This window comes from Nonomuraea sp. NPDC052265 (genome assembly GCF_044547985.1).
Taxonomy (GTDB): Bacteria; Actinomycetota; Actinomycetes; order Streptosporangiales; family Streptosporangiaceae; genus Nonomuraea.
The window spans coordinates 161039-180936 of record NZ_JBIUBJ010000007.1 but is presented as its reverse complement, the minus strand read 5'-3'; the positions used below and the strand labels follow the sequence as shown (position 1 = coordinate 180936).

At 72.4% G+C, this 19898-nt stretch carries 18 protein-coding genes; 12 read left to right on the top strand and 6 right to left on the bottom strand.

The genetic code is table 11. The features are described 5' to 3' along the window. The first annotated feature begins 244 nt into the window (after positions 1 to 244). From ACIHAD_RS22725 to ACIHAD_RS22690, 8 genes are all read left to right on the top strand, one after another. Positions 245 to 760, top strand: coding sequence for an ArsR/SmtB family transcription factor (locus tag ACIHAD_RS22725; RefSeq protein WP_397356559.1), 516 nt, complete (start codon positions 245 to 247; stop codon positions 758 to 760). Positions 761 to 791: 31 nt separating this feature from the next. Beyond that, on the top strand, positions 792 to 1943 hold the full coding sequence (locus tag ACIHAD_RS22720; RefSeq protein WP_397356558.1) for an MFS transporter: 1152 nt from the start codon (positions 792 to 794) through the stop codon (positions 1941 to 1943). Beyond that, on the top strand, positions 1924 to 3138 hold the full coding sequence (locus ACIHAD_RS22715; protein WP_397356557.1) for an aminopeptidase: 1215 nt from the start codon (positions 1924 to 1926) through the stop codon (positions 3136 to 3138). Before ACIHAD_RS22720 ends, ACIHAD_RS22715 begins: the two co-directional genes overlap by 20 nt. 77 nt (positions 3139 to 3215) lie before the next feature. Further along, complete coding sequence (locus ACIHAD_RS22710) at positions 3216 to 4817, top strand: OmpA family protein (RefSeq protein WP_397356556.1); 1602 nt, start codon at positions 3216 to 3218, stop codon at positions 4815 to 4817. A gap of 243 nt (positions 4818 to 5060) precedes the next feature. Then, positions 5061 to 6173, top strand: a complete 1113-nt coding sequence (locus ACIHAD_RS22705) for a sensor histidine kinase (protein ID WP_397356555.1) — start codon at positions 5061 to 5063, stop codon at positions 6171 to 6173. Positions 6174 to 6175: 2 nt separating this feature from the next. Then, positions 6176 to 6835: a response regulator gene (locus tag ACIHAD_RS22700; RefSeq protein WP_397356770.1), complete on the top strand. Its 660-nt coding sequence runs from the start codon at positions 6176 to 6178 to the stop codon at positions 6833 to 6835. Positions 6836 to 6895: 60 nt separating this feature from the next. Further along, positions 6896 to 8479: a carboxylesterase/lipase family protein gene (locus tag ACIHAD_RS22695; RefSeq protein ID WP_397356554.1), complete on the top strand. Its 1584-nt coding sequence runs from the start codon at positions 6896 to 6898 to the stop codon at positions 8477 to 8479. Between the two features lie 108 nt (positions 8480 to 8587). Then, a complete protein-coding gene (locus ACIHAD_RS22690; protein ID WP_397356553.1) occupies positions 8588 to 10570 on the top strand; it encodes an amino acid transporter in 1983 nt (660 codons plus the stop codon). A gap of 15 nt (positions 10571 to 10585) precedes the next feature. Here the strand turns inward: ACIHAD_RS22690 and ACIHAD_RS22685 are convergent, their stop codons facing one another. The 4 genes from ACIHAD_RS22685 to ACIHAD_RS22670 are packed head-to-tail and all read right to left on the bottom strand — an operon-like array spanning position 10586 to position 14291. Next, positions 10586 to 10900 carry a hypothetical protein gene (locus ACIHAD_RS22685; RefSeq protein WP_397356552.1) on the bottom strand — a complete coding sequence of 105 codons (315 nt, stop codon included), beginning with the start codon at positions 10898 to 10900 and terminating at the stop codon, positions 10586 to 10588. Further along, entirely contained in the window at positions 10887 to 11036 is a 150-nt protein-coding gene (locus tag ACIHAD_RS22680; protein ID WP_397356551.1) for a hypothetical protein, read from the bottom strand. Before ACIHAD_RS22680 ends, ACIHAD_RS22685 begins: the two co-directional genes overlap by 14 nt. A 49-nt stretch (positions 11037 to 11085) precedes the next feature. Further along, a complete protein-coding gene (locus ACIHAD_RS22675; RefSeq protein ID WP_397356550.1) occupies positions 11086 to 13563 on the bottom strand; it encodes a PEP/pyruvate-binding domain-containing protein in 2478 nt (825 codons plus the stop codon). After that, positions 13560 to 14291: a TetR/AcrR family transcriptional regulator gene (locus ACIHAD_RS22670; RefSeq protein WP_397356548.1), complete on the bottom strand. Its 732-nt coding sequence runs from the start codon at positions 14289 to 14291 to the stop codon at positions 13560 to 13562. The genes ACIHAD_RS22675 and ACIHAD_RS22670 overlap by 4 nt, the downstream gene beginning before the upstream one ends. A gap of 115 nt (positions 14292 to 14406) precedes the next feature. Here ACIHAD_RS22670 and ACIHAD_RS22665 point away from each other — a divergent pair, with 115 nt between their 5' ends. The 3 genes from ACIHAD_RS22665 to ACIHAD_RS22655 all read left to right on the top strand — a co-directional run bounded on the left by ACIHAD_RS22665 (position 14407) and on the right by ACIHAD_RS22655 (position 16134). Beyond that, positions 14407 to 14952 (top strand): hypothetical protein, encoded by a 546-nt coding sequence (locus ACIHAD_RS22665; protein ID WP_397356547.1) that lies wholly within the window; start codon positions 14407 to 14409, stop codon positions 14950 to 14952. Positions 14953 to 15002: 50 nt separating this feature from the next. Then, positions 15003 to 15383 carry a hypothetical protein gene (locus ACIHAD_RS22660; RefSeq protein WP_397356546.1) on the top strand — a complete coding sequence of 127 codons (381 nt, stop codon included), beginning with the start codon at positions 15003 to 15005 and terminating at the stop codon, positions 15381 to 15383. Positions 15384 to 15462: 79 nt separating this feature from the next. Continuing rightward, entirely contained in the window at positions 15463 to 16134 is a 672-nt protein-coding gene (locus tag ACIHAD_RS22655) for a DUF6766 family protein (RefSeq protein WP_397356545.1), read from the top strand. Here ACIHAD_RS22655 and ACIHAD_RS22650 read toward each other — a convergent pair. Beyond that, positions 16068 to 16904 (bottom strand): 1-aminocyclopropane-1-carboxylate deaminase/D-cysteine desulfhydrase, encoded by an 837-nt coding sequence (locus ACIHAD_RS22650; protein ID WP_397356544.1) that lies wholly within the window; start codon positions 16902 to 16904, stop codon positions 16068 to 16070. The genes ACIHAD_RS22655 and ACIHAD_RS22650 overlap by 67 nt on opposite strands. 43 nt (positions 16905 to 16947) lie before the next feature. Here ACIHAD_RS22650 and galK point away from each other — a divergent pair, with 43 nt between their 5' ends. Further along, on the top strand, positions 16948 to 18060 hold the full coding sequence (galK, locus tag ACIHAD_RS22645) for a galactokinase (RefSeq protein WP_397356543.1): 1113 nt from the start codon (positions 16948 to 16950) through the stop codon (positions 18058 to 18060). Positions 18061 to 18065: 5 nt separating this feature from the next. Here galK and ACIHAD_RS22640 read toward each other — a convergent pair whose 3' ends face one another. Continuing rightward, complete coding sequence (locus tag ACIHAD_RS22640; RefSeq protein WP_397356542.1) at positions 18066 to 19895, bottom strand: glycoside hydrolase family 15 protein; 1830 nt, start codon at positions 19893 to 19895, stop codon at positions 18066 to 18068. Between the last annotated feature and the right edge of the window lie 3 nt (positions 19896 to 19898).

Genomic DNA, 19898 nt, shown 5'->3' with positions numbered 1-19898 from the left:
AACAGGTCGTACCGCGTGAGCTGCTCGCTGCGGCGGTGGAAGGTCGAGGACCTCCAGCAGCGGCTCGATGAAGTCTGCGCCGTTCGTTACCGCTTGGGCGATTCGGCCCGCCACGCCGCGGCCCCGCCTCATCCTCGCTCTCCGGGATGAACGCCGCGATCGTCCGGCACTGCCGTCCAGCCCTGAGGGCGCGTCGCAGAGCCACCTCTTTCCCAAGAGCTGTTGGATAAATTATAATCCCAAGGTGTCTTTGGAAAATCAGGATGACCTGGTTCCCCTGCGCGCCCTGGCCAACCCGCTGCGCATCCGCATCGTGTCGCTGCTCACCGGCGCGACGATGTCGGCCACCGAGGTCGCCGACGAACTCGGCATCGCGCACGCCTCAGCCAGCTACCACCTGCGCCAGTTGGCCAAAGCGGGCTTCCTCCAGCAGACGGACGAGCGTCCGCGGGCAGGCAAGGGCCGTCCGCAACTGCGGTACCGGTACGATCCGTCCAGCGGCGAGCGCCTCGACCGGTCCGAGGGACGGCAACTCGTCCACCGGGCGATGAGCACTGACCTGGCCAGGCGCCTGGCTGAGACTGATCGCCAGCGCACGTCGATGGACGCCGAGGTATGGCTGGCCAGGCCCGTCTGGGAGGAGATCGTCGGCCTGATCGACCAGGCCGTGGCGCTCCTGCACGACAAGGCCGGCCCGCCGCACGACGGCGTCAAGGTCAGCATGACCGCGCTCCTGCTCGAACTGCGTGACGAACGGTGATCGGCCGCCTGCCAGAACTGCGTGACGAGCGGTGATCGGCCGTCTGCTCGTCTGCGCGGCTGGCGCGTTCCTGTCGATCGGACTGCTCATCCCGGCGGTTCCGCGATACGTCACCGGCCCGCTGGGGCAGCAGGCGGGCATGGTGGGCGTCTCGCTGGCCGTCACCGCGGTGGCCGGGGTGCTCGCACGCCCGCTGGCCGGACGGGTGGCCGACAGGGCCGGACGCCGCACGGCCCTGTGCGCGGGCGCGCTGCTGCTGTCCGGCACGTCCCTCGCGCTGCTCGCCGTCGGGCAGTTACCGCTCTTCCTCGTCCTGCGCGGCGTCGCCGGCGTCGGTGAGGCGCTCGCCTACGTCGGCCTCGCAACTCTGGCCAGCGACCACCGGCGGCCCGGCGCGGCGATCAACCACTTCTCCGTCGCCGTCAACGCCGGCCTGCTCACGGGGCCCGTCATCGCCGAGACGCTGTACGCCGCGTCCGGGTTCGCCGCAGTCTGGGTCACGGCCGCGGCCGTGGCGCTGGGGTCGGCGGCGCTCGGCCTCGCCCTGCCGAAGACGATGAGCCCGGACACGGAGAGCGCGAGCCCGGATCCGGGAACCCGGCGGGCCCGGCTGTACCACACGTCCGCTCTACGACCCGGCTTCGGCTACCTGGCCTCCGTGTGGGGCTACACCGCCATCAGCGCCTTCCTGCCGCTGCACCTCGCCGCGCTCGGCGGTTCCGGCGGCCTCCATTTCCTGGTCTACGGCGGCGTCCTCGTCGCCATCCGACTGGCCGGACATCGCCTGCTCGCCACGGCCGCCCCGACGCGCCTGGCCGTCACCTCCCTCCTGCTGACCGGGACGGGATCGATCCTGCTCGCCGCCTGGCCCTCTCCGGCCGGGACCTGGTGCGCGATCGCGCTGATCGGCGCCGGGCAGGGCCTCGGGCTGCCCGCCTTCCTCAGGATGGCGGTGCACGGCCTGCCCGCCCGCGAACGCGGATCCGCCGTCGCCACCACGACGGCCTTCTTCGACATCGGATTCCTCACCGCCGCCCTGGCCCTCGGCGCCCTCGCCGACCGGTTCGGCCTGGCCGGCGGCTTCGCCCTCGCGGGCGTCGTGTCCGCCGCCGGAGCGCTGCTGTTCCTGCCCGTACGTCACCACGAACACGAAGGAGCCCCCCTTGACCGTTCCCCCCGCTGACCTGTCCGGCTATGCCGACGTCGTGTTCGACGTGGCCGTGCCCCTGCTGGCGGACGACCGGGTGCTGATCAACGCCGAGATCGAGCATGCCCCGCTCGCCCGCGCCCTGGCCGAGGCTGCGTACGCCAGAGGCGCCCGCTACGCCGACATCTGGTACTTCGATCCGCACGCCAAACGATCCCGACTCCGGCACGCCGACACCGCGAGCCTGGCCGAGGTGCCCTCGTGGCTCGACGCCCGCAACGACGAACTGGGGCGGAACGGCGGCATCATCGTCAACGTCCGCGGCGCCGCCGCCCCCGACCTCCTGGCCGGGCTGGACCCGGTGCGCGTCGGGCTGGACCGCATGCCGGCCCTGACCTCACGGCAGCGGCTCCAGCTCGACAACCTGGTCCGCTGGACGATCGTCCCCTGCCCGACACCCGAGTGGGCCCGTGCCGTCTTCGGCGAACCCGACCAGGCCAGGCTGTGGCGGCACCTGCGCCGCATCCTCCGTCTCGACGAGCCCGATCCGCGCGCGGCGTGGCGGCAGCGCATCGCCGAACTGCTCGATCGCGCTCGACGGCTCACCGAGATGCGCCTGGACGCCGTGCGGTTCGAGGGCCCCGGCACCGACCTGAGCATCGGCCTGCTCCCGGACGCCCACTGGACCGCCGCCCGCCTGGAGGACGTCCAGGGCCGCCCGTTCCAGGCCAACCTGCCGACCGAGGAGGTGTTCACGACTCCCGACTACCGGCGCGTCGACGGCACGGTCCGCGCCACCCGGCCGCTGTCCCTCGACGGCACGGTCATCCGCGATCTGGAACTGACCTTCGCCGACGGCGTCGTGACCGGTGTCAGGGCGAGCGCCGGAGCCGACGTCGTCCGCGCGCACCAGGCCACCGACGCGGGAGCGGCCCGGCTGGGCGAGCTCGCTCTGGTCGACAGCTCCTCGCGGGTGGGCGAGAGCGGCCTCACCTTCATGGAGACCCTTCTGGACGAGAACGCCACCTGCCACCTGGCCTGGGGCGCCGGGCTGCCTCCGGGCGTGCCCGCCCACCTGCGTACCGACGATCCCGCACGGCTCGACGCGGCGGGTGTGAACACCTCGCGCGTGCACGTCGACTTCATGGTCGGCGGCCCGGACGTCACGGTCACCGGGCTGGGGCCCGGCGGGAAGGTGGTGCTCCTGCGCGACGACGCCTGGGAGTTCTGACGCCCTGCCACAGTCGGGAGTATCAACTTGACGGCCGATCTCAGTCGCGAATGATCTCGTTGAAGGGAGAGTTTGTTGTGCGTGGCACCGCCCTGACCGTGTCCGTCGCTGTCATGGTCGTACTCGGGGGGTGTTCCGCGCCGGCGCCCTCGCCGGGTGAGGTGCGGCAGACGCCCGGTGAGCAGAAGGAGACAACACGGCAGACGCCGTCGCCGCAGCTGGTCCCCTCGACCGCCGCGCAAGGCAAGGGGTTCGCCCGCCGAGGCGTGGTCAGCGCGGGCGCGCCGGTGGATCTGGAGATCAAGGCCGTCGAACGGCATCGCGACCTCACCGCTCTGAAGATGGAGCTCTCCGTCAACACCGCCGACTTCCACGGAGCCGACTTCGGCCTCGGCCCGCTCACCACCGACTTCGCCCAGTTCTGGCTGCTGGACCCGGTCGGCAGGAAGCTGTACTTCACGCTGCGCGAGCAGGACGGGAAGAAGGCGTTCGGCACCAGGAAGAACTCCACCGTGGACTCCTTCAGGAAGGGCACCCGCTACCCGGTGGAGGTCTATTTCCCACCGCTGCCCGCGGGGGTGAAGCAGGTGACGGTGCTCGCCATGGCAGGGCTGGGCGAGCTGACCGGCATCCCCGTGACCGACGGCGCGCCACCGCCCGTCGCCAAGCCCGGAGAGGAGGGCCAGGCCGAGCCGGGAGGCGTGTTCCAGTGGCCGGTGACGCCGCCGACCGCCGACGCCTGGTCCTATGTGGCCGACGTGCAGGAGTACGTGGAGACGCCCGAGAGGTCGGTCACGCAGCAGGGTGAGGACGAGACCCTCGCCCTGCGCACTGACGTGCTGTTCGCCTTCGACCAGGCCACTCTCTCGCCGAAGGCGGCGTCCATCCTGCGGGAGGTGGCCCAGGAGACGCGGGAGCGCGCCGATCCCGCCAGGCCGCCCGTCGAGATCGAGGGACACACCGACAGCAAGGGCGAGGACGCCTACAATCAGCGGCTGTCGGAACGGCGGGCGAAGGCCGTCCGGGACTACCTGGCACGCATGCTGGGGGTCGACTACACGTACCGGGCCACGGGCAAGGGCGAGCACGAGCCGATCGCCAAGAACGAAAGACCGGACGGCGGCGACAACCCCGAGGGCAGGGCGCGCAACCGCCGGGTGGAGATCTCCTACAAGGTGAAGAACCGCACCCCGGACATGACGGTCACCCTGTCGCCCTCGGCGACGACGGGTGCGACGGTGGCCGCCGAGCCAGCGCCGTTCAGGGGGGATGACCTGGGGCCCGTGGTCGGGTCGCTGACCCGGGGAGAGCTGCGGCTGGATGTGCATCCCCTCTACCGGGACGGGGCGCTCCTGGTCGCGCCCTTCGAGATCGAGAACACGAACAAGGAGACGTTCGTCGTGCCCGTGCCCCAGCCGTTCAGCGCGGTGTTCGCGCACGAGTACGTGGCGATGTCGCCGTTCAGTGCGATCACGCTCGTGGACGAGGCCACCAAGGCGCGGTACTTCGGCACGCGGACGAGCGAGTCGCACTTCCTGCAGAACGGGGTCACGACGATTCCCGCCGGCTCCACGCAGCGCGGTTACATCTACTTCCCCGCGCCGCCGGAGGGCACCACGTCGATGACCTTCGACGTGAAGGATCTCGGGACGGTCAGAAACGTGCCCATCTCGCGCTAGTAGTGCTTTGTTAGGTCTGTTGATGGCTGTCGCGGCGTGACGGTTTCAGCCTTCGATGACAGGTAGGGCATGCGCCGGTCCAGGTCGCGAGCAGCAGTTGTAACTCGCGGATGACCTTGTAGAGGGTCAGGCCGGCGCCGCCCGCGCTCGGTCTCGGGAGTGAGGGCGGCTTCACCCGGCGGAGTGAGGTCCCGGCCGGGCAGCGCGCGGTAGCGTGCGGTGATTTCTGGTTCTGGGGGCGGTGTGCGAGACAGGATCCGCAGGGTCTTCGAGGTTCCGCCGGTCGACGCGGTGCTGGCCGGCGTCGTGAGCGTCGCCATGGTCGGGCCGACGCTGGTGCCGTACGTGCAGCCCTGGTGGGGCGTGTCGCTCGCGGTCCTGGCCTCGGTCCCGGTCCTGTGGCGGCGGGCCGCGCTGCTGACCTCGGGGCTGGTCGTCGGCACCGCCACGACGCTGCTGACGATCAGCTATCCGGCACTGCCGCACTCGATCGTGCTGCTGTTCCTCCCCCTCGGCGCGCTGGTGTGGACCTACACGTTCGCGGCGGCGGCGATCCCACCGCCGCTGCGCGTCACGATCATCGTCGTCCAGGGCACGGCGGTGATGCTGTCGCTCGTCCTGCCCGGCGAGAACCTGGACACCTTTCGCTACGTCGTCACGGCCTTCGTCGCCGCGTACGCGGCCGGCGTCGGCACCCGCGCCCGCGACGCGCAACGCGCGGCGGAGCGGGAGCGGGCCTGGCGGCTGGAGGAGGAACGGGCCGCCGCGATCACGCACGAGCGCACCAGGATCGCCCGCGACATGCACGACATCGTCACCCATTCCGTCGGGCTCATCGTGGTGCAGGCCGAGGCCGGCGCGTCGGTCGTGCAGCGCGACCCGGTCAGGGCCGGGGCCGTGTTCGAGACCATCGCCGCCACGGGTCGTGACGCCGTCACCCAGCTCAGGCTCATCCTGGGCACGCTGCGCGGGCCGGTCACCCGTGAGCCACAGCCGGGACTCGACGCCGTACCCGCCCTGGTCACGCAGGCCAGGCAGGCCGGCCTGGACGTGGCACTGGAGGAACACGGCACCGCACGGGCGCTGACGTCCGCCGCAGAGGTGGCGGCCTACCGGATCGTCCAGGAGTCGCTGACCAACGCGCTCAGGCACTCGCGCGGCGGCGTGCGCGTGCTGCTGGAGTGGGCCGACGACACGCTGACCGTGCAGATCGCCGGCGGCGGCGGCGCGAGCACGCGGCGCGTCCGTGAGGGGCACGGCATCCTGGGCATGCGCGAGCGCGCCGCGGCCTGCGGCGGAAGCCTGCGCATCGACCCGGGCGGCTTCACCGTCACCGCCACCCTGCCGACCGGATGACGATGCTGCGGGTCCTCGTGGCCGATGACCAGGAGCTGTTCCGCAGCGGTTTCGCGATGATCCTCGACTCCTGCGACGACATGGTCGTCGTCGGCGAGGCGTCCGACGGCGCGGAGGCCGTTCGCAAGGCCGTCGAGCTGGCGCCCGACGTGGTCTTGATGGACATCAGGATGCCGCGCATGGACGGCGTCGAGGCCACCGCCGAGATCTGCCGCCGCACCTCGGCGAAGGTGCTCGTCCTGACCATGTACGACCTGGACGAACACGTCTACGACTCCCTGCGCGCAGGAGCGAGCGGCTTCCTGCTCAAGGACGCCCGCAGGGACGACCTGTTGCATGCCGTGCGCGTGGTGCACGAGGGCGAGTCGCTGCTCGCGCCCTCGGTCACCCGGCGGCTGGTGGCGGACCTGCTGAAGCGGGGCACCGCCAGGCCGCGGCTCGAAAGGCGGCTCGGTGAGCTGACCGAGCGCGAGACCGACACGCTGCGACAGGTCGCGCGCGGACTGTCGAACGCCGAGATCGCCGCCACTCTGGTCGTCAGCGAACACACGGTCAAGACCCACGTGAGCAACGTGCTGGCCAAGCTGGGCCTGCGTGACCGCGCCCAGGCCGTGGTCTTCGCGTACGAGTCCGGCCTGATCGTGGCGGGCACCGGAGAGTGAGGGGCGGTTCACCCGCCAGGGCGATCCGGAGCGGCGCGGACCGGCGGCAACCTTGGCCACATGGTCACATTCGCTCGCTCACTGGCCCTGCCCGCGGCCTTCCTGCTCGCCATGACGTCCTGCGCGACGGCCAGGCCCGCCACCGCCGCCACCTGCACCGCGCCTCAGACAGAGGGGACCGCTGAGCACGGCCTCTGCGTGTTCAAGGGCATCCCCTACGCCGCGCCACCGGTCGGTGACCTGCGCTTCCGCCCTCCGCAGCCGGTCGCACGCCGGACGGGCACGCTGAAGGCCGACGACGGGAGCCGTGTCTGCCCGCAGTTCCGCGACGACAGTTCCGAGGAGTACCCCGACAAGCGCGAGGTGTACACCGACGAGGATTGCCTGACACTCAACATCTGGGCCCCCCGGAAGGACGGGCACCAGCGGCCGGTGATCGTCTTCATCCACGGCGGCGCCGCCAGGTTCGGCACCGCGAACGAGCCCAGGTACGCCGGTGACCGGCTCGCGAGCAAGGGCGACGCGGTCGTGGTCACCGTCAACTACCGGCTGGGCGTGTTCGGCTGGACCGAGCTGGGCGGCATGGACAAGGCGTACGCCGGCTCGGGCAACAACGGGCTGCGCGATCAGATGATGGCGCTCACCTGGGTCCGCGAGCACATCGCCGGGTTCGGCGGCGACCCGCGCAACGTCACCGCCGTCGGCGAGTCCGAGGGCGCCTTCTCGATCAGCGCGATGCTCGCGACCGACCGTCCCGAGCGACTGTTCCGCAGGGTGATCCTGCAGAGCGGCAGCGGGTCGCTCGTCCAGCAGGCGTCGTACAAGCGCGGGATCAGCGAGCGCTTTCCGGTCCAGGATGTCGCCGGACTCAGGTCGATGTCCACGACCGAGCTGCTCGGGCTCCAGGAGAAGACCATCCGGTCCCAGGCTCCCGGTGTGCACGGCGCCGTCTACTTCGGCCCGTACGTGGACGGTGAGCTGGTCAAGGGCCCGGTGGCCGACCAGGTGCGCAAGGGGAACGCCCGCAAGGTGGACATCATGGTCGGCACGACCCGCGACGAGGTCAACTTCTTCGGGCAGTTCGGGCCGGGAGGGACGGCGGACGTGGCCGGCCAGTACTGGAAGAGCTTCTTCCCCGCCCCGCTCAAGCCCGTGCGCGAGCACATGGTCGCGACCTACCGCAAGGGCAGGACGAAGCAGGAGGCCACCCTGGCCATGTTCACCGACCAGGCGCTGCGCGTCCCCGCGACCAGGCTGGCCGGGGAGCAGAGCCGATGGCGGCCCTCCTACGTCTTCGAGTTCGGCTGGCGCCCGCCCGAGGGGATCGGCGCGATCCACACGATCGAGTTGCCCTTCATGTTCGGCTCGCTCAGCTTCACCGGCATCCCCGGCGGGGCCGAGGCGCTGCGGGCCGACCGCGAGCGGCTGACCACGCTGTCGGACCAGATGATCGACGCGTGGACGTCGTTCGCCGCGTCCGGCGACCCGGACGCCCGCCGCACCGTGGCCAGACCGGCCTGGCCCGCCTACCGGGCCTCGCGGGCCACGATGATCTGGGACCTGCCCCCCAAGGTCGTCAACGACCTCCGGGGGCGCGAGCGGGAGCTGTGGGACCGGGTGCCCCTTGAGCCGTTCGGCCGGTGATCGTCCGGCCCAGGCTCTGGAGCGACTTCCCCTCGGGGGGAGGGCCGCGGCGGCCGACCCCCTAGTGTGGGGACGTTCGTTGGCGGCGTCCCCTGAGAGGAATTTCCGGTGAGCGGTACCGGTGAGCTTGCCGTGCCCGAGTCGGTCGAGAGCGCGGGCCGTACCGGGCCGCCTTCCGGTGGTCTGGCGCGGTGGTTGCTGCGGCATCAGGTCCAGCCCGTCGGGCCGGAGTCCGCCGAGGGCCACGGTGAGCCGCAGCCCTGGTGGAAGGTCATGTGCCTGACCGGCGTCGACTACTTCTCCACCCTCGCCTACCTGCCCGGCATCGCCGCGCTGGCGGCCGGGGCGCTGTCGCCCCTGGCCACGCTGCTCATCGTGGGGCTGACGCTGCTGGGCATGCTGCCGATGTACCGGCGGGTGGCCAAGGAGAGCCCGCACGGCCAGGGGTCGGTCGCCATGCTCGAACGTCTGCTGCCGTTCTGGCGGGGCAAGCTGTTCGTGCTGGTCCTGCTGGGGTTCGTGGCCACGTCGTGGATCATCACGATCACGCTGTCGGCCGCCGACGCCTCGGTGCACATCCTGGAGAACCCGTACTTCCCGAGCTTCCTGCACGGGCACGCGGTGATCATCACCGTGGTGCTGCTGCTGGTGCTCGGCGGGGTGTTCCTGATGGGCTTCACCGAGGCGGTCGGCGTCGCGATCCCGCTGGTGGCGCTGTTCCTGCTGCTCAACGCGGTCGTCGTGGCCGTCGGGTTCGCCGACGTGGCGGCCGAGCCCGAGGCGCTGTCACGCTGGACGGACGCGCTGCTGAACGGGCGCGGCGGCTTCACCGGGCTGGTCGGCCCGGCGGTGCTGGCCTTCCCGCTGCTGGTGCTGGGCCTGTCCGGGTTCGAGACGGGCGTCAGCATGATGCCCCTCGTGGCCGCCCAGGGCGACGATCCCGAGCAGCGGCTGCGCTCGCGCATCGGCAACACCCGCAAGCTGCTGACCGTGGCCGCGCTCATCATGAGCGTCTACCTGATCGCCACCAGCTTCGTCACCACCGTCCTCATCCCGGCCGACCAGTTCGCGCCCGGCGGGCAGGCCAACGGCAGGGCGCTGGCGTACCTGGCGCACGAACGCCTCGGCGAGGGCTTCGGCACGGTCTACGACGTCAGCACCATCCTCATCCTCTGGTTCGCCGGCGCCTCGGCCATGGCGGGCCTGATCAACATCGTGCCGCGTTACCTGCCCTCGTACGGCATGGCACCCGAGTGGGGCAAGGCCGTCCGGCCCGTCGTGCTGGTCTACACGGCGATCTGCGTCCTGCTCACCCTGGCCTTCGACGCCGACGTCGACGCCCAGGCCGGCGCGTACGCCACCGGCATCCTGGCCATGATGGTCTCCGGCGCGGTCGCGGTGACCATCTCGGCCGTCCGGCACCGCCAGACCCCGGCCGTCATCGGGTTCACCGTGCTGACCCTGGTGCTGGTCTACGCGCTGGTGGAGAACATCAGGGAGAAGCCGGACGGCATCACCATCTCGGCGTTCTTCATCCTCGGCATCGTCGCGATCTCGCTGATCTCGCGGGTGTCGCGCACGACCGAGCTGCGGGCCGACCGGATCGAGTTCGACGAGGCGGCGCGCCGGTTCGTCACCGACTCGCTCAACCACGACGGCGCGCTCAACATCATCGCCAACCGGCGCGGCCCCGGCGACGCGGCCGAGTACCTGGCCAAGGAGAGCGAGCAGCGTTCGATGAACCCGGTGCCGGGCCGGGCCGACGTGCTGTTCCTGGAGATCGACGTCATCGACCCGTCCAGCTTCAGCGACGTGCTGCGGTTGCGCGGCGTCGAGGTCGGCGGCCACCGGGTGCTGCGGGCGGAGAGCCCGGCCGCGCCCAACGCCATCGCGGCCGTCCTGCTCGCGCTGCGCGACGCCACCGGGGTGCGCCCCCACTGCTACTTCGAGTGGGCCGAGGGCTCGCCGATGGTCCACCTGCTGCGCTACCTCATCCTGGGACGCGGCGACACCGCCCCGGTCGTCCGCGAGATCATCCGCAAGATCGAGCCCGATCCGCAGCGGCGGCCCGGCATCCACGTCGGCGGCTGACCGGCGGCGGTCGGTTCAGGGCCAGCGGGTGCGCGGCCAGGCGAGGGTGGCGCGGCGGGAGCGTTCGCACCGGTCGCGCAGCGGCGGCGGCGCGTCCAGGGCGGCCGAGCGCGTCCAGTAGCCGAGCAGGGCGACGAGGAGCGCGTCCACCTGGCCGGCGGGCGCCCGGCCGCCAAGCGGGTGCGTGGTGAGCACGCCGCGCACGCCGCCGGTGAAGCCGCCGTGCCGCTCGTGGAAATCCGCCGCCGCCCGGCCGAGCCGCCGCTCGACCTCCCGGACGAGAGCGCCGGGCAGGTCGTGCCATCCGTACGGCTGGTCAGGCGGTGTCATCCGGTTGCCGGGGCTCCTTCTGGAGGTCGGGCTGCGGGCCGTCGCGGTCGAGGCCCAGCAGGGCCAGGCGGAAGCGGGCGCAGCGTGCTTCGAGCTCGCGCTCGTCGTCGAGGATCCACTGTTCGATCATGGTCATCCAGAGACCACACCGGCCGCCGGGGGACGGCCGACTTGGCGCAGACTTTTCACTGGAGCAACTCGACCGTGCCGCGCTCGCCGTCCACGCGGACGCGGTCGCCGTCGCGCAGCCGCATGGTGGCGTTGCCGGTGCCGACCACGGCCGGGATGCCCAGCTCGCGGGCCACGATCGAGGCGTGCGACAGCGGCGCGCCCATGTCGGTCACGACGGCGGCGGCGCGCGGGAACATGGGGGTCCAGCCGACGTTCGTCAGGGTCGTCACCAGGATCTCGCCGGGCCGCAGCCGGTCGCCGTCCTCCGGGCCGGCGATGACCCTGGCCACGCCCTCGACCACGCCGGGCGCGCCGGGGAACCCGGTCACGGTGTCGCTGACCGGGACGTCGAAGCCGCGGGCGTCGTACACGTCGGCCCGGCGGCCTGGATCGGCGGCCCACCGGACGGGGTCGAACCGGCCGACGATCACCGTCGGGTACGGCGGCAGCGCGGCGTACAGGTCGTGGGTCGCCCGCCGTACCGGCACCAGGTCGAGGGCCGAGGCGTCGCCGCGCAGCACGTCGAGGATCTCCTCCAGATAGAGGTGGAACAGGTCGTCGCCGTGCCCGGTCAGCTCCCCGGCGCGCACCACGAACGCCCGCAGCACCCAGAAGGCCCGCATGTTCTCCGAGCGGGCGGTCTCCCGGTCGCGGACGACCGCGTTCCACCGCCGTACCCGGGCGCGCATCCTGGCCTCCTTGCGGGGGTGGCGGGCGGCGAACCTGGCCCACGCCTCCTGCCTGGCCTTCTCCTGGCGGGCGAGCAGCGCCTCGGTGCCGGCCCGCAGGTCGCGCAGGCCGGCGAGCTGAGCGTCGATCCAGGCCGGGTCCTCGCCGGGCCGGGGCCTGGAGACCTCGAACTCGTGGGGGCCGCGATGCCCGTAGGCCAGCGCGAACTCCTCCCTGTCGATCTCGCCCCTGGCCAGCCTGCCCAGGCCCAGGACGGGTCCGAGGCTGGCCAGTTCGCCGTCGGCGTTCACGCCGGTGAGCATGGCCTCGGCGTCCACCTCGCCCATCAGCCGGCGCAGCCGGTCGCGGGTCCAGACGAGCGTGGCGCCGCCCTGGCGTCCCGCGGCCTCCAGCATGCGGCTGGAGGTGACCACGTGGGGCTCGATCTCGGCCGTCCACAGGTCGGCCAGCTCGGGGCCGGAGGAGGTGGCGGCGACGCGTTCGCGCAGCTCCTCGCAGCGCCGCCGGGAGGCGGCGAGGAAGGCCGGCATCTCCTTGAGGTGCCGGCGCACCCGCCGCTGGAGGTGCACGGCCATCGGCAGGACGCGCCTGATGATCTCCCAGCGGGACAGGCCCACCGGGGGCACCTCCAGGCCGGGCGGCAGCTTGCCGAAGACCTGCTCGACCGCGCCCAGCCTGCCCTGCATGCCCAGGGCGGCGGCGATGGAGTGGACGACGCTGAGGTTCATGTAGAAGCGGCCGCCGATGTTGCCCACCAGGTCGAAGCCGGGCAGCGCCGAGGCCGACATGGCCTCGTGGATGAACAGCCGGACGAACGACCAGGTCGCCGGGGTCATCACGTCGGGGATGGCCTCGCCCAGGTTGCCCGCGGTCCACAGGTAGTCGCCCTTGAGGCTGTCGTTCCACTCCTCGACCTGCGGCTTCAGGTTGGTGATCGGGCGGGCCTGGAGGATCGCGAACGTGCCGTCGCGCCTGGCCCACTCGACGTCCATGGGCATGCCGTACAGGGCCTGAACGCGTTCGCCGAGCGCGGCCAGCTCCACCGCCTGCGGCGGGTCGAGCACGGGACGGCGGCGCAGTTCCTCGGGCACGGGCTCCTCACGGGTGCCGCTCGCGGTGCGCACGGTCATGACGGTCTTGTCGGCCACCCGCGACCCGGTGACCCGGCCGCCCGACAGGGTGATCGTGTCCGGCGTGACCTGCCCGCCGACGACGGCCTCGCCGAGCCCCCAGGAGGCGTTGACCACGATCTCGTCGCGCGCGCCGGTGACCGGGTCGGCGGTGAACATGATCCCGGCCGCGTCGGCGTCCACCAGCTCCTGGACGACCACGGCCAGGGCCACGTCGTCGTGCGGGACGCCGTTGCGCTCGCGGTAGGCGACGGCGCGCGGGTTCCACAGCGAGGCCCAGCAGCGGCGCACCGCCTCCAGCAGGCCGTCGGCCCGGATGTTGAGAAAGGTGTCCTGCTGCCCGGCGAACGACAGCTCGGGCAGGTCCTCGGCGGTGGCCGACGAGCGCACGGCCACCGCGACGTCGTCGCCGAGCGCGGCGTGCGCGGCCTTGATCAGCGTGGCCAGGCCGGCCGGGATCTCGTGCGCGGCGAACAGCGCGCCGGGATCGCCGGAGGCGGCGACCTCGTCGCCGAACGCCGACACGAACGACCGGTACGCCTCGGTCGTGACGACGAACCCGCCGGGCACCGGCAGCCCCGCCCTGGCCAGCCGGGCCAGCGAGGCGCCCTTGCCGCCCGCGGTGCCGAGGTCTGCGGCGGCTTCGTCGTCGAGGGGGATGACTGCCTTCACTGCGTGCGCTCCTTAGCAGGGCTCATGGATGTCGCCAGTTTGCGCCGGGCGACGTCGGCGAGGGCGTCGAGGAGGTCGAGGGTGGCCCGCGCGACGGCCGCGGTGTCGGCGGGCGGCAGCGCGCGTCCGGTGCCCACCGCGCGCTCGACGGTCTCGGCCAGCAGCTCGGCGATGCGGTCGTCGGGCAGCCGCTCGGACTCCGGACGCGCGCCGGGCAGGAACATGAAGCCGTAGAAGATCGAACCGATCACCATGACCTGCTCGGCCGGCTCCTCGCGCACGGCGCCCAGCTTGACCAGCTCGCGCAGGTAGGCGTCGAAGGGGCCGCCGAGTTCGAGGCCGCCGGTCGCCGGGCCCTGCCGCTTGAGCCGGGTGAGCTTGCCGAGCACCTCGGAGTCGTCCAGCAGGACCGCGTGGAGCAGCGGCCGGTGCAGCAGCGCCGAGGCCAGGCTCCGGAACAGCTCGCCGAGGGTGGCGGGCGCGCCCTCGCGCACCCGGTCCAGCATGAGCACCCGCTCGCGTCGCAGCAGCGCGGCGAACAGCTCGTCGCGCGTCTTCCAGTGCAGGTAGATCGTGCCCTTGGCGACTTCCGCGCGCCTGGCCACGTCATCCACGGTGGTCTTGTCGTAGCCCCAGCGCAGGATCAGCTCGGCGGCGGCGTCGAGGATCCGGTGGGCGCGCTCGGCCTGCCGCGCGGGGTCCTGCGGCGGCCTGCCCGCTCTGGCCATGCATCGTCCTTCCATTGTTTGACCAGATGAGCTTAAACGGTCACCAAATTAACGGCAAGCCCCAGATCTCCCGTACACCGCCGGATCGGCGCCGCCGGGCCGTAGCGTAGGGGGCATGGGCAAGGCGTTCTGGATCGACCAGGAGTTCGACAGGGACCGTGACGGGCGCTACGCCGTGCACGTGCGCAAGAACCTCGACGAGTTCGAGTGGGGTGACATCGCGCCGGTCAGGTTCGCCTGCGCGGCCTGGCGGCTGGCCGTCTCGCCCTCGCTCACCCCCGGCTACGTGCGCTGGGACCGCCGCGTCCTGGAGGCCACGTGCCACCGCAACACCTGGGACGGCACCCTCTACGCCCGCGTCCGGATCGTCTCGCCGCTCCCCGAGGAGCTGACCAGGTCGCGGGCCTGGTGGCGCGACCGCGGCTGGCTGGGCTGGCAGGAGACCTTCGGCCAGTACGTCGAGCCGAGCCAGCAGGACCTGGCGCGCATCCCGTTCCTGCGCGCCACGCTGCTCGTCGAGGCGCCCGTGCCGCTCGACGACCTCCCGCCGGAGCCCGAGGGGCCGCACGACGAGGTCGAGCAGCGCGCCCACCGGGCCGTGGTCGTGCTGGCCCGCGAGCTCAACTCTCTGGTCACCCCGGTGCTCGACCAGCTCGGCTAGCCGGCGCGCCGGGCGGAATGCCCGATGCCCTCGCGGGTAGCGGGTGGCTCATGAGATTCCCGTTCGTCGTGCCGGCGCTCCTCCTGGCGGCCGTCGGCTGCGCCGTGGACACGACGTCCCCCGCGCACGCCGCCGAACGCTTCCACGCGGCCGTGCAGGCTCACCAGGAGGACGCCGCGTGCGGGCTGCTGGCCCGCACCACCGCCGACAAGCTCCCCGACCCCGGCCAGACCTGCGCGCAGGCGCTGAGCGACGTCAAGCTGGGCCCCGGCGGCCGGGTCACCGAGGTGAACGTGTGGGGGGACGAGGCCCAGGTGCGGCTGGCCGGCGACACGATGTTCCTCCACCGCTTCGCCGACGGCTGGCGGGTGAAGGCCGCGGGCTGCCGGCCCGTGCACGACCTGCCCTACGAATGCGAGGTGGAGGACTGATGCGGGTGATGTTCACGCTGACCCTGCTCGTCATCGCGGCGGGGCTGGCCTGGTTCTTCGCCATCGGGTGGGCGCGGTTGTGAGGTGGCTGAAGGAGAACTCCCTGTCGCTGGCCTTCCTGGTCATGTTCCTGCTGGCGCTCGGCGGGCAGGCGGTGGCCGGCATGCTGCAGTTCAACGACCTGCAGATGGTCCAGGGCGCCGACCCGGTGTCGTTCGCCGAGTACGTGACCTCCTCCGACTTCGCCGTGGACGTGGCCGAGAACTGGCAGTCGGAGTACCTGCAGTTCTTCCTGTACATCACGCTGACCGTCTGGCTCGTGCAGAAGGGCTCCCCGGAGTCGAAGAAGGTGGAGGACGCCGGGGCCGAGTCGGACGAGCAGCAGCAGATCGGCCCGTACGCCACCACGTACTCCCCCGCCTGGGCCAAGGTGCGCGGGGCCCGGCTGTGGCTGTTCAGCAACTCGCTCGGGCTGGTGATGGGCGTCATCTTCGTGCTGTCGTGGCTGGCCCAGTCGGTGGCGGGCCAGGCCGCCTACAACGCCGGACGGCTCGGCGACCTGCGCGACCCCGTCTCGTGGGGCCAGTACGTGACCTCCGCCGAGTTCTGGAACCGCAGCCTGCAGAACTGGCAGTCGGAGCTGCTGGCCGTGTTGTCGATGGTGGTGCTGTCGGTCTACCTGCGTCAGCGCGGCTCGCCCGAGTCGAAGCCGGTCGGCGCCCCGCACGCGGCCACGGACGTCGAGGGCTGACCGGTCAGCACGGCGACGACGCGGGTGCCCGGCGCGAAGGCCCCCCGCCGGGCCAGGTCGAGGACGCCGTAGAGCATCTTGGCCACGTAGACGCCCTCGACCCGGTGCTCGGCGGCGAACCGGTCGAGGGCGGGGGTCGAACGGGCGTAGCCGCCGAAGTGGTAGTCGAGGTTGACCGACCAGTTCGTCCAGGTCCGGCCGTACGCCTCGCGCTGGAGCCGGGCGACCTCGTCCGTAAGGAAGGCGGCTCCCTTGAGCACCGCGAAGCCCAGCGCCCGCCTGCCCTCGGGCAGCCCGGCCGCGATGCCGGCGAGGGTACCGCCGGTGCCCACCGGGCAGCAGACCACGTCGTAGTCGACGCCGATCTCCGGCGGGAGCTCGGCGCAGCCGCGCACGGCCGCCGCGTTGCTGCCGCCCTCCGGCAGGATCGCGACGTCCCCCCACCGCTCCCTCAGTCGTGCCTGCACCTCGGGCGTGTGCTTGAGCCGGTAGGAGGCGCGGTCGAGGTAGGTCAGGGTCATCCCGCAGGAGGCGGCGAAGGCGAGCGTCGGGTTGAGCGGCAGGTTCTCCTCGCCCCTGATCACCCCGATCGTCTCGATGCCGTGCAGCCTCCCCGCCCGGGCCACGGCTCTGATGTGATGGGAGTACGCCCCGCCGAACGTGAGCAGCCGCCGGTGGCCCAGGTTGTACTTGAGCTTGCGCCGCTTGTTGTCGTCGTGCATCAGGAACACCCGGACCTCGCCGAGCGCTGGATCCAGGAGCTCCTCCATGGCGCTAGTCTACGGTCGGGCCTTTGTTGAGGAGTGTTGGATTATGCGCGTTGCTGAAGCTTTTCGTGCCGCCTTCGGTGCCGATCCCCGCACGGTCTGGCGCGCGCCCGGCAGGGTCAACCTGATCGGCGAGCACACCGACTACAACGACGGTTTCGTCCTGCCCTTCGCGGTGCCGTGGGGCGTGAGCGCCGCCGTCACCCCGCGTGCCGACCAGACCATCCGCCTGCTGTCCCTCCAGTCCTCCGGCGGCCCGATCGAGCTGTCGGCCAGGGAGGAGGCGACCGGCTGGGCCCGCTACGCCGTGGGCGTGCCGGCCATGCTCGGCGACCGGGTCGCGGGCGCCGACATCGCGATCGACGGCGACGTGCCCCAGGGCGCCGGGCTCAGCTCCAGCGCCGCGCTGGAGGTGGCCGTCGCCTCCGCGCTGAACGACGTCCACGGGCTGGGCCTGACGCCGATGGAGATCGCCCTGCTCAGCCAGCGGGCCGAGAACGACTTCGTCGGCATGCCGTGCGGCATCATGGACCAGGCCGCCTCGGCGCTGTGCCAGGAGGGCCACGCGCTGTTCCTCGACTGCCGCTCGCTCGGCTCCAGGAACATCCCCCTCGACCTGGCCGCCGAGGGCCTGAGCATCCTCATCATCGACACCCAGGTCCACCACGAGCACGCCGGCGGCGAGTACGCCAAGCGCCGCGCCGAGTGCGAGTCCGCCGCCCGCAAGCTGGGCGTGGCGTCCCTGCGCGACGTCACCGACCTGGCCGCGGCCCTCGACCTGCTCCAGGGGGCCGAGCGCAGGCGCGTCATGCACGTCGTCACCGAGAACCACCGCGTCGAGGCCCTGATCGGCCTGCTGCGCGCGGGCAAGGTCACCGAGATCGGCGCCCTGCTCAACGCCTCCCACCTGTCGCTGCGCGACCAGTACGAGGTCTCCTCGCCCGAGCTCGACGTGGCCGTCGAGGCCGCCTTCCGCGGCGGGGCCCGCGGCGCCAGGATGACGGGCGGCGGCTTCGGCGGCTCGGCCATCGCCCTGGTCCCCGACGACCGCCTGGACGACGTGCGCGAGTCGGTCTCGGCCGCCTACGCCGAGCGCGGCTTCCAGGCGCCGCGCTTCCTGTCGGCCACCGCGGCCAAGGGCGCCCACCGCCTCGCCTGAGCCGGTCAGGGCGTGCGGGCCGCTCCCGCCCGTGCCAGGTTGACCCCGCTGGCGATCACCCCGATGTGGCTGAACGCCTGCGGGAAGTTGCCCGCGAACGCGCCCGTGGCCGGGTCGATCTGCTCCGGGAGCAGGCCGAGCGGGCTGGCGCGGGCGCACAGGGAGGCGTACAGCTCCTCGGCGCGGGCCCGGTGGCCCTGGAGGACGAGGTTGTCCACCAGCCAGAAGCTGCACAGCAGGAAGGCGCCCTCGTCGCCGGGCAGGCCGTCCGGCGACCGCTCGTGCAGGTACCGGTGGAGCAGGCCGTCGCCGGCGGACAGGCGTTCGGCGACGGCCGCGGTGGTCGCCGCCATCCGCGGATCGTTGGCCGGCACGACCTTGCGCAGCGGCAGCGCGAGCAGGCTGGCGTCCAGGCCGCCGCCGCCGTCGAGGTGCTCGCCCAGGCACTGCGCCTCCTCGTTCCACGCCTGCTCCAGGATGAGCCGGCGCAGCTCCTCGGCGGTGGACCGCCACCCGGCGATCGGACCGGCCAGGCCCAGCCGCTCGCCGATGGCCGCGGCCCGGTCGAGCGCCACCTGGCACATGCCGGCCGAGTAGGTGAAGACCCGGCCCTGGCTGCGTACCTCCCAGATGCCCTGGTCGGGCTGCCGCCAGGTGCGCGCGGCGGCCTCGGCCAGCTCCGACAGCCCCGACCACAGCGCGGGCTGGAGGTCGCGGCCGGGCAGCAGCCACTGGTCGGCGCAGTCCAGCACCTCGCCGTAGACGTCGTGCTGGCGCTGGTCGGCCGCGCCGTTGCCCCACCGCACCGGCGCCGAGCGCCGGTAGCCCTCCAGGCCGGCGTCCACGACCTCCTCCGGTACGGGTTCGCCGCGCAACGTGTACATGATCCGTGGATCGCCGCTCTGCTCGAAGGCGTCGAGGACCCAGCCGAGGAACCCGTCGGCCTCCTCCTCGAAGCCGACGCGGCGCAGCGCGAAGACGGCGTAGGCGGCGTCGCGGATCCACGTGTAGCGGTAGTCCCAGTTGCGCACCCCGCCGACGGGCGCGGGCAGCGAGGACGTCGGCGCCGCCACCAGCGAGCCGTTGACCCAGTCGTCGCACAGCTTCAACGTGATCACCGAACGCCGGACCAGCGCCTCCTGCGGGCCCCGGTAACTGCACGCGCCCATCCAGCGCCGCCAGGCGTCGGCGGTCTGCCGCAACATCGCCTCGGGGTCGAACCGGTGGTGGCGGTGGATGCGTCCCCACGACAGCACCAGGTCGAGGCGGTCGCCCTCGTGCAGGTCGTGCACGGCGCGCAGCCCGGTCAGCGGCCGGTCGGACCGCAGATGCAGCCGCAGGTCGGGCCGCCGGGACGCGCGCACCTCCAGGCCGCTGCCGAGCACCCGGACCTGCCCGCCGCCGCGCGGCTCCAGCTCCGCCCGCAGGCGCACGTCCCCCGCCAGGACGACGGCGGACCGGACCAGCTCGCCCCTGCCGCCGCCCGCGTCGTCGCTGAGGTCGGCGCCGGCGCGCAGGACCAGCGCGTCGGTGATCCGGACCACACCGGACGGCCCGCGCAGCTCGGTGACCAGCACGGCGGTGTCCGGCTCGTAGAACTGCCTGGCCTCGCGCAGGTCGTCGGCCGTCAGCGTGAAGTGGCCGCCGCGCTCGTGGTCCAGCAGGCCGCACAGCAGGGGATCGCTGTCGAAGTCGGGCAGGCACAACCATGGGATCGAGCCGTCGAGGCCGACCAGCGCCGCCGTCGTGCCGTCGCCGATGAGCCCCAGGTCCTCCAGCGCCAGGTAGCCCTCCCGGCGGCGCACCGGGCGGAAGGGTGGATCGAGATCGAGCATGGC

Coding starts and splice junctions, on each gene's coding strand:
- ACIHAD_RS22700 (WP_397356770.1), top strand. CDS start 6,176: ATGCTGCGGGTCCTCGTGGCCGATGACCAGGAGCTGTTCCGCAGCGGT.
- ACIHAD_RS22695 (WP_397356554.1), top strand. CDS start 6,896: ATGGTCACATTCGCTCGCTCACTGGCCCTGCCCGCGGCCTTCCTGCTC.
- ACIHAD_RS22685 (WP_397356552.1), bottom strand. CDS start 10,900: ATGACACCGCCTGACCAGCCGTACGGATGGCACGACCTGCCCGGCGCT.
- ACIHAD_RS22680 (WP_397356551.1), bottom strand. CDS start 11,036: ATGACCATGATCGAACAGTGGATCCTCGACGACGAGCGCGAGCTCGAA.
- ACIHAD_RS22670 (WP_397356548.1), bottom strand. CDS start 14,291: ATGGCCAGAGCGGGCAGGCCGCCGCAGGACCCCGCGCGGCAGGCCGAG.
- ACIHAD_RS22665 (WP_397356547.1), top strand. CDS start 14,407: ATGGGCAAGGCGTTCTGGATCGACCAGGAGTTCGACAGGGACCGTGAC.
- ACIHAD_RS22660 (WP_397356546.1), top strand. CDS start 15,003: ATGAGATTCCCGTTCGTCGTGCCGGCGCTCCTCCTGGCGGCCGTCGGC.
- ACIHAD_RS22650 (WP_397356544.1), bottom strand. CDS start 16,904: ATGGAGGAGCTCCTGGATCCAGCGCTCGGCGAGGTCCGGGTGTTCCTG.
- galK (WP_397356543.1), top strand. CDS start 16,948: ATGCGCGTTGCTGAAGCTTTTCGTGCCGCCTTCGGTGCCGATCCCCGC.
- ACIHAD_RS22640 (WP_397356542.1), bottom strand. CDS start 19,895: ATGCTCGATCTCGATCCACCCTTCCGCCCGGTGCGCCGCCGGGAGGGC.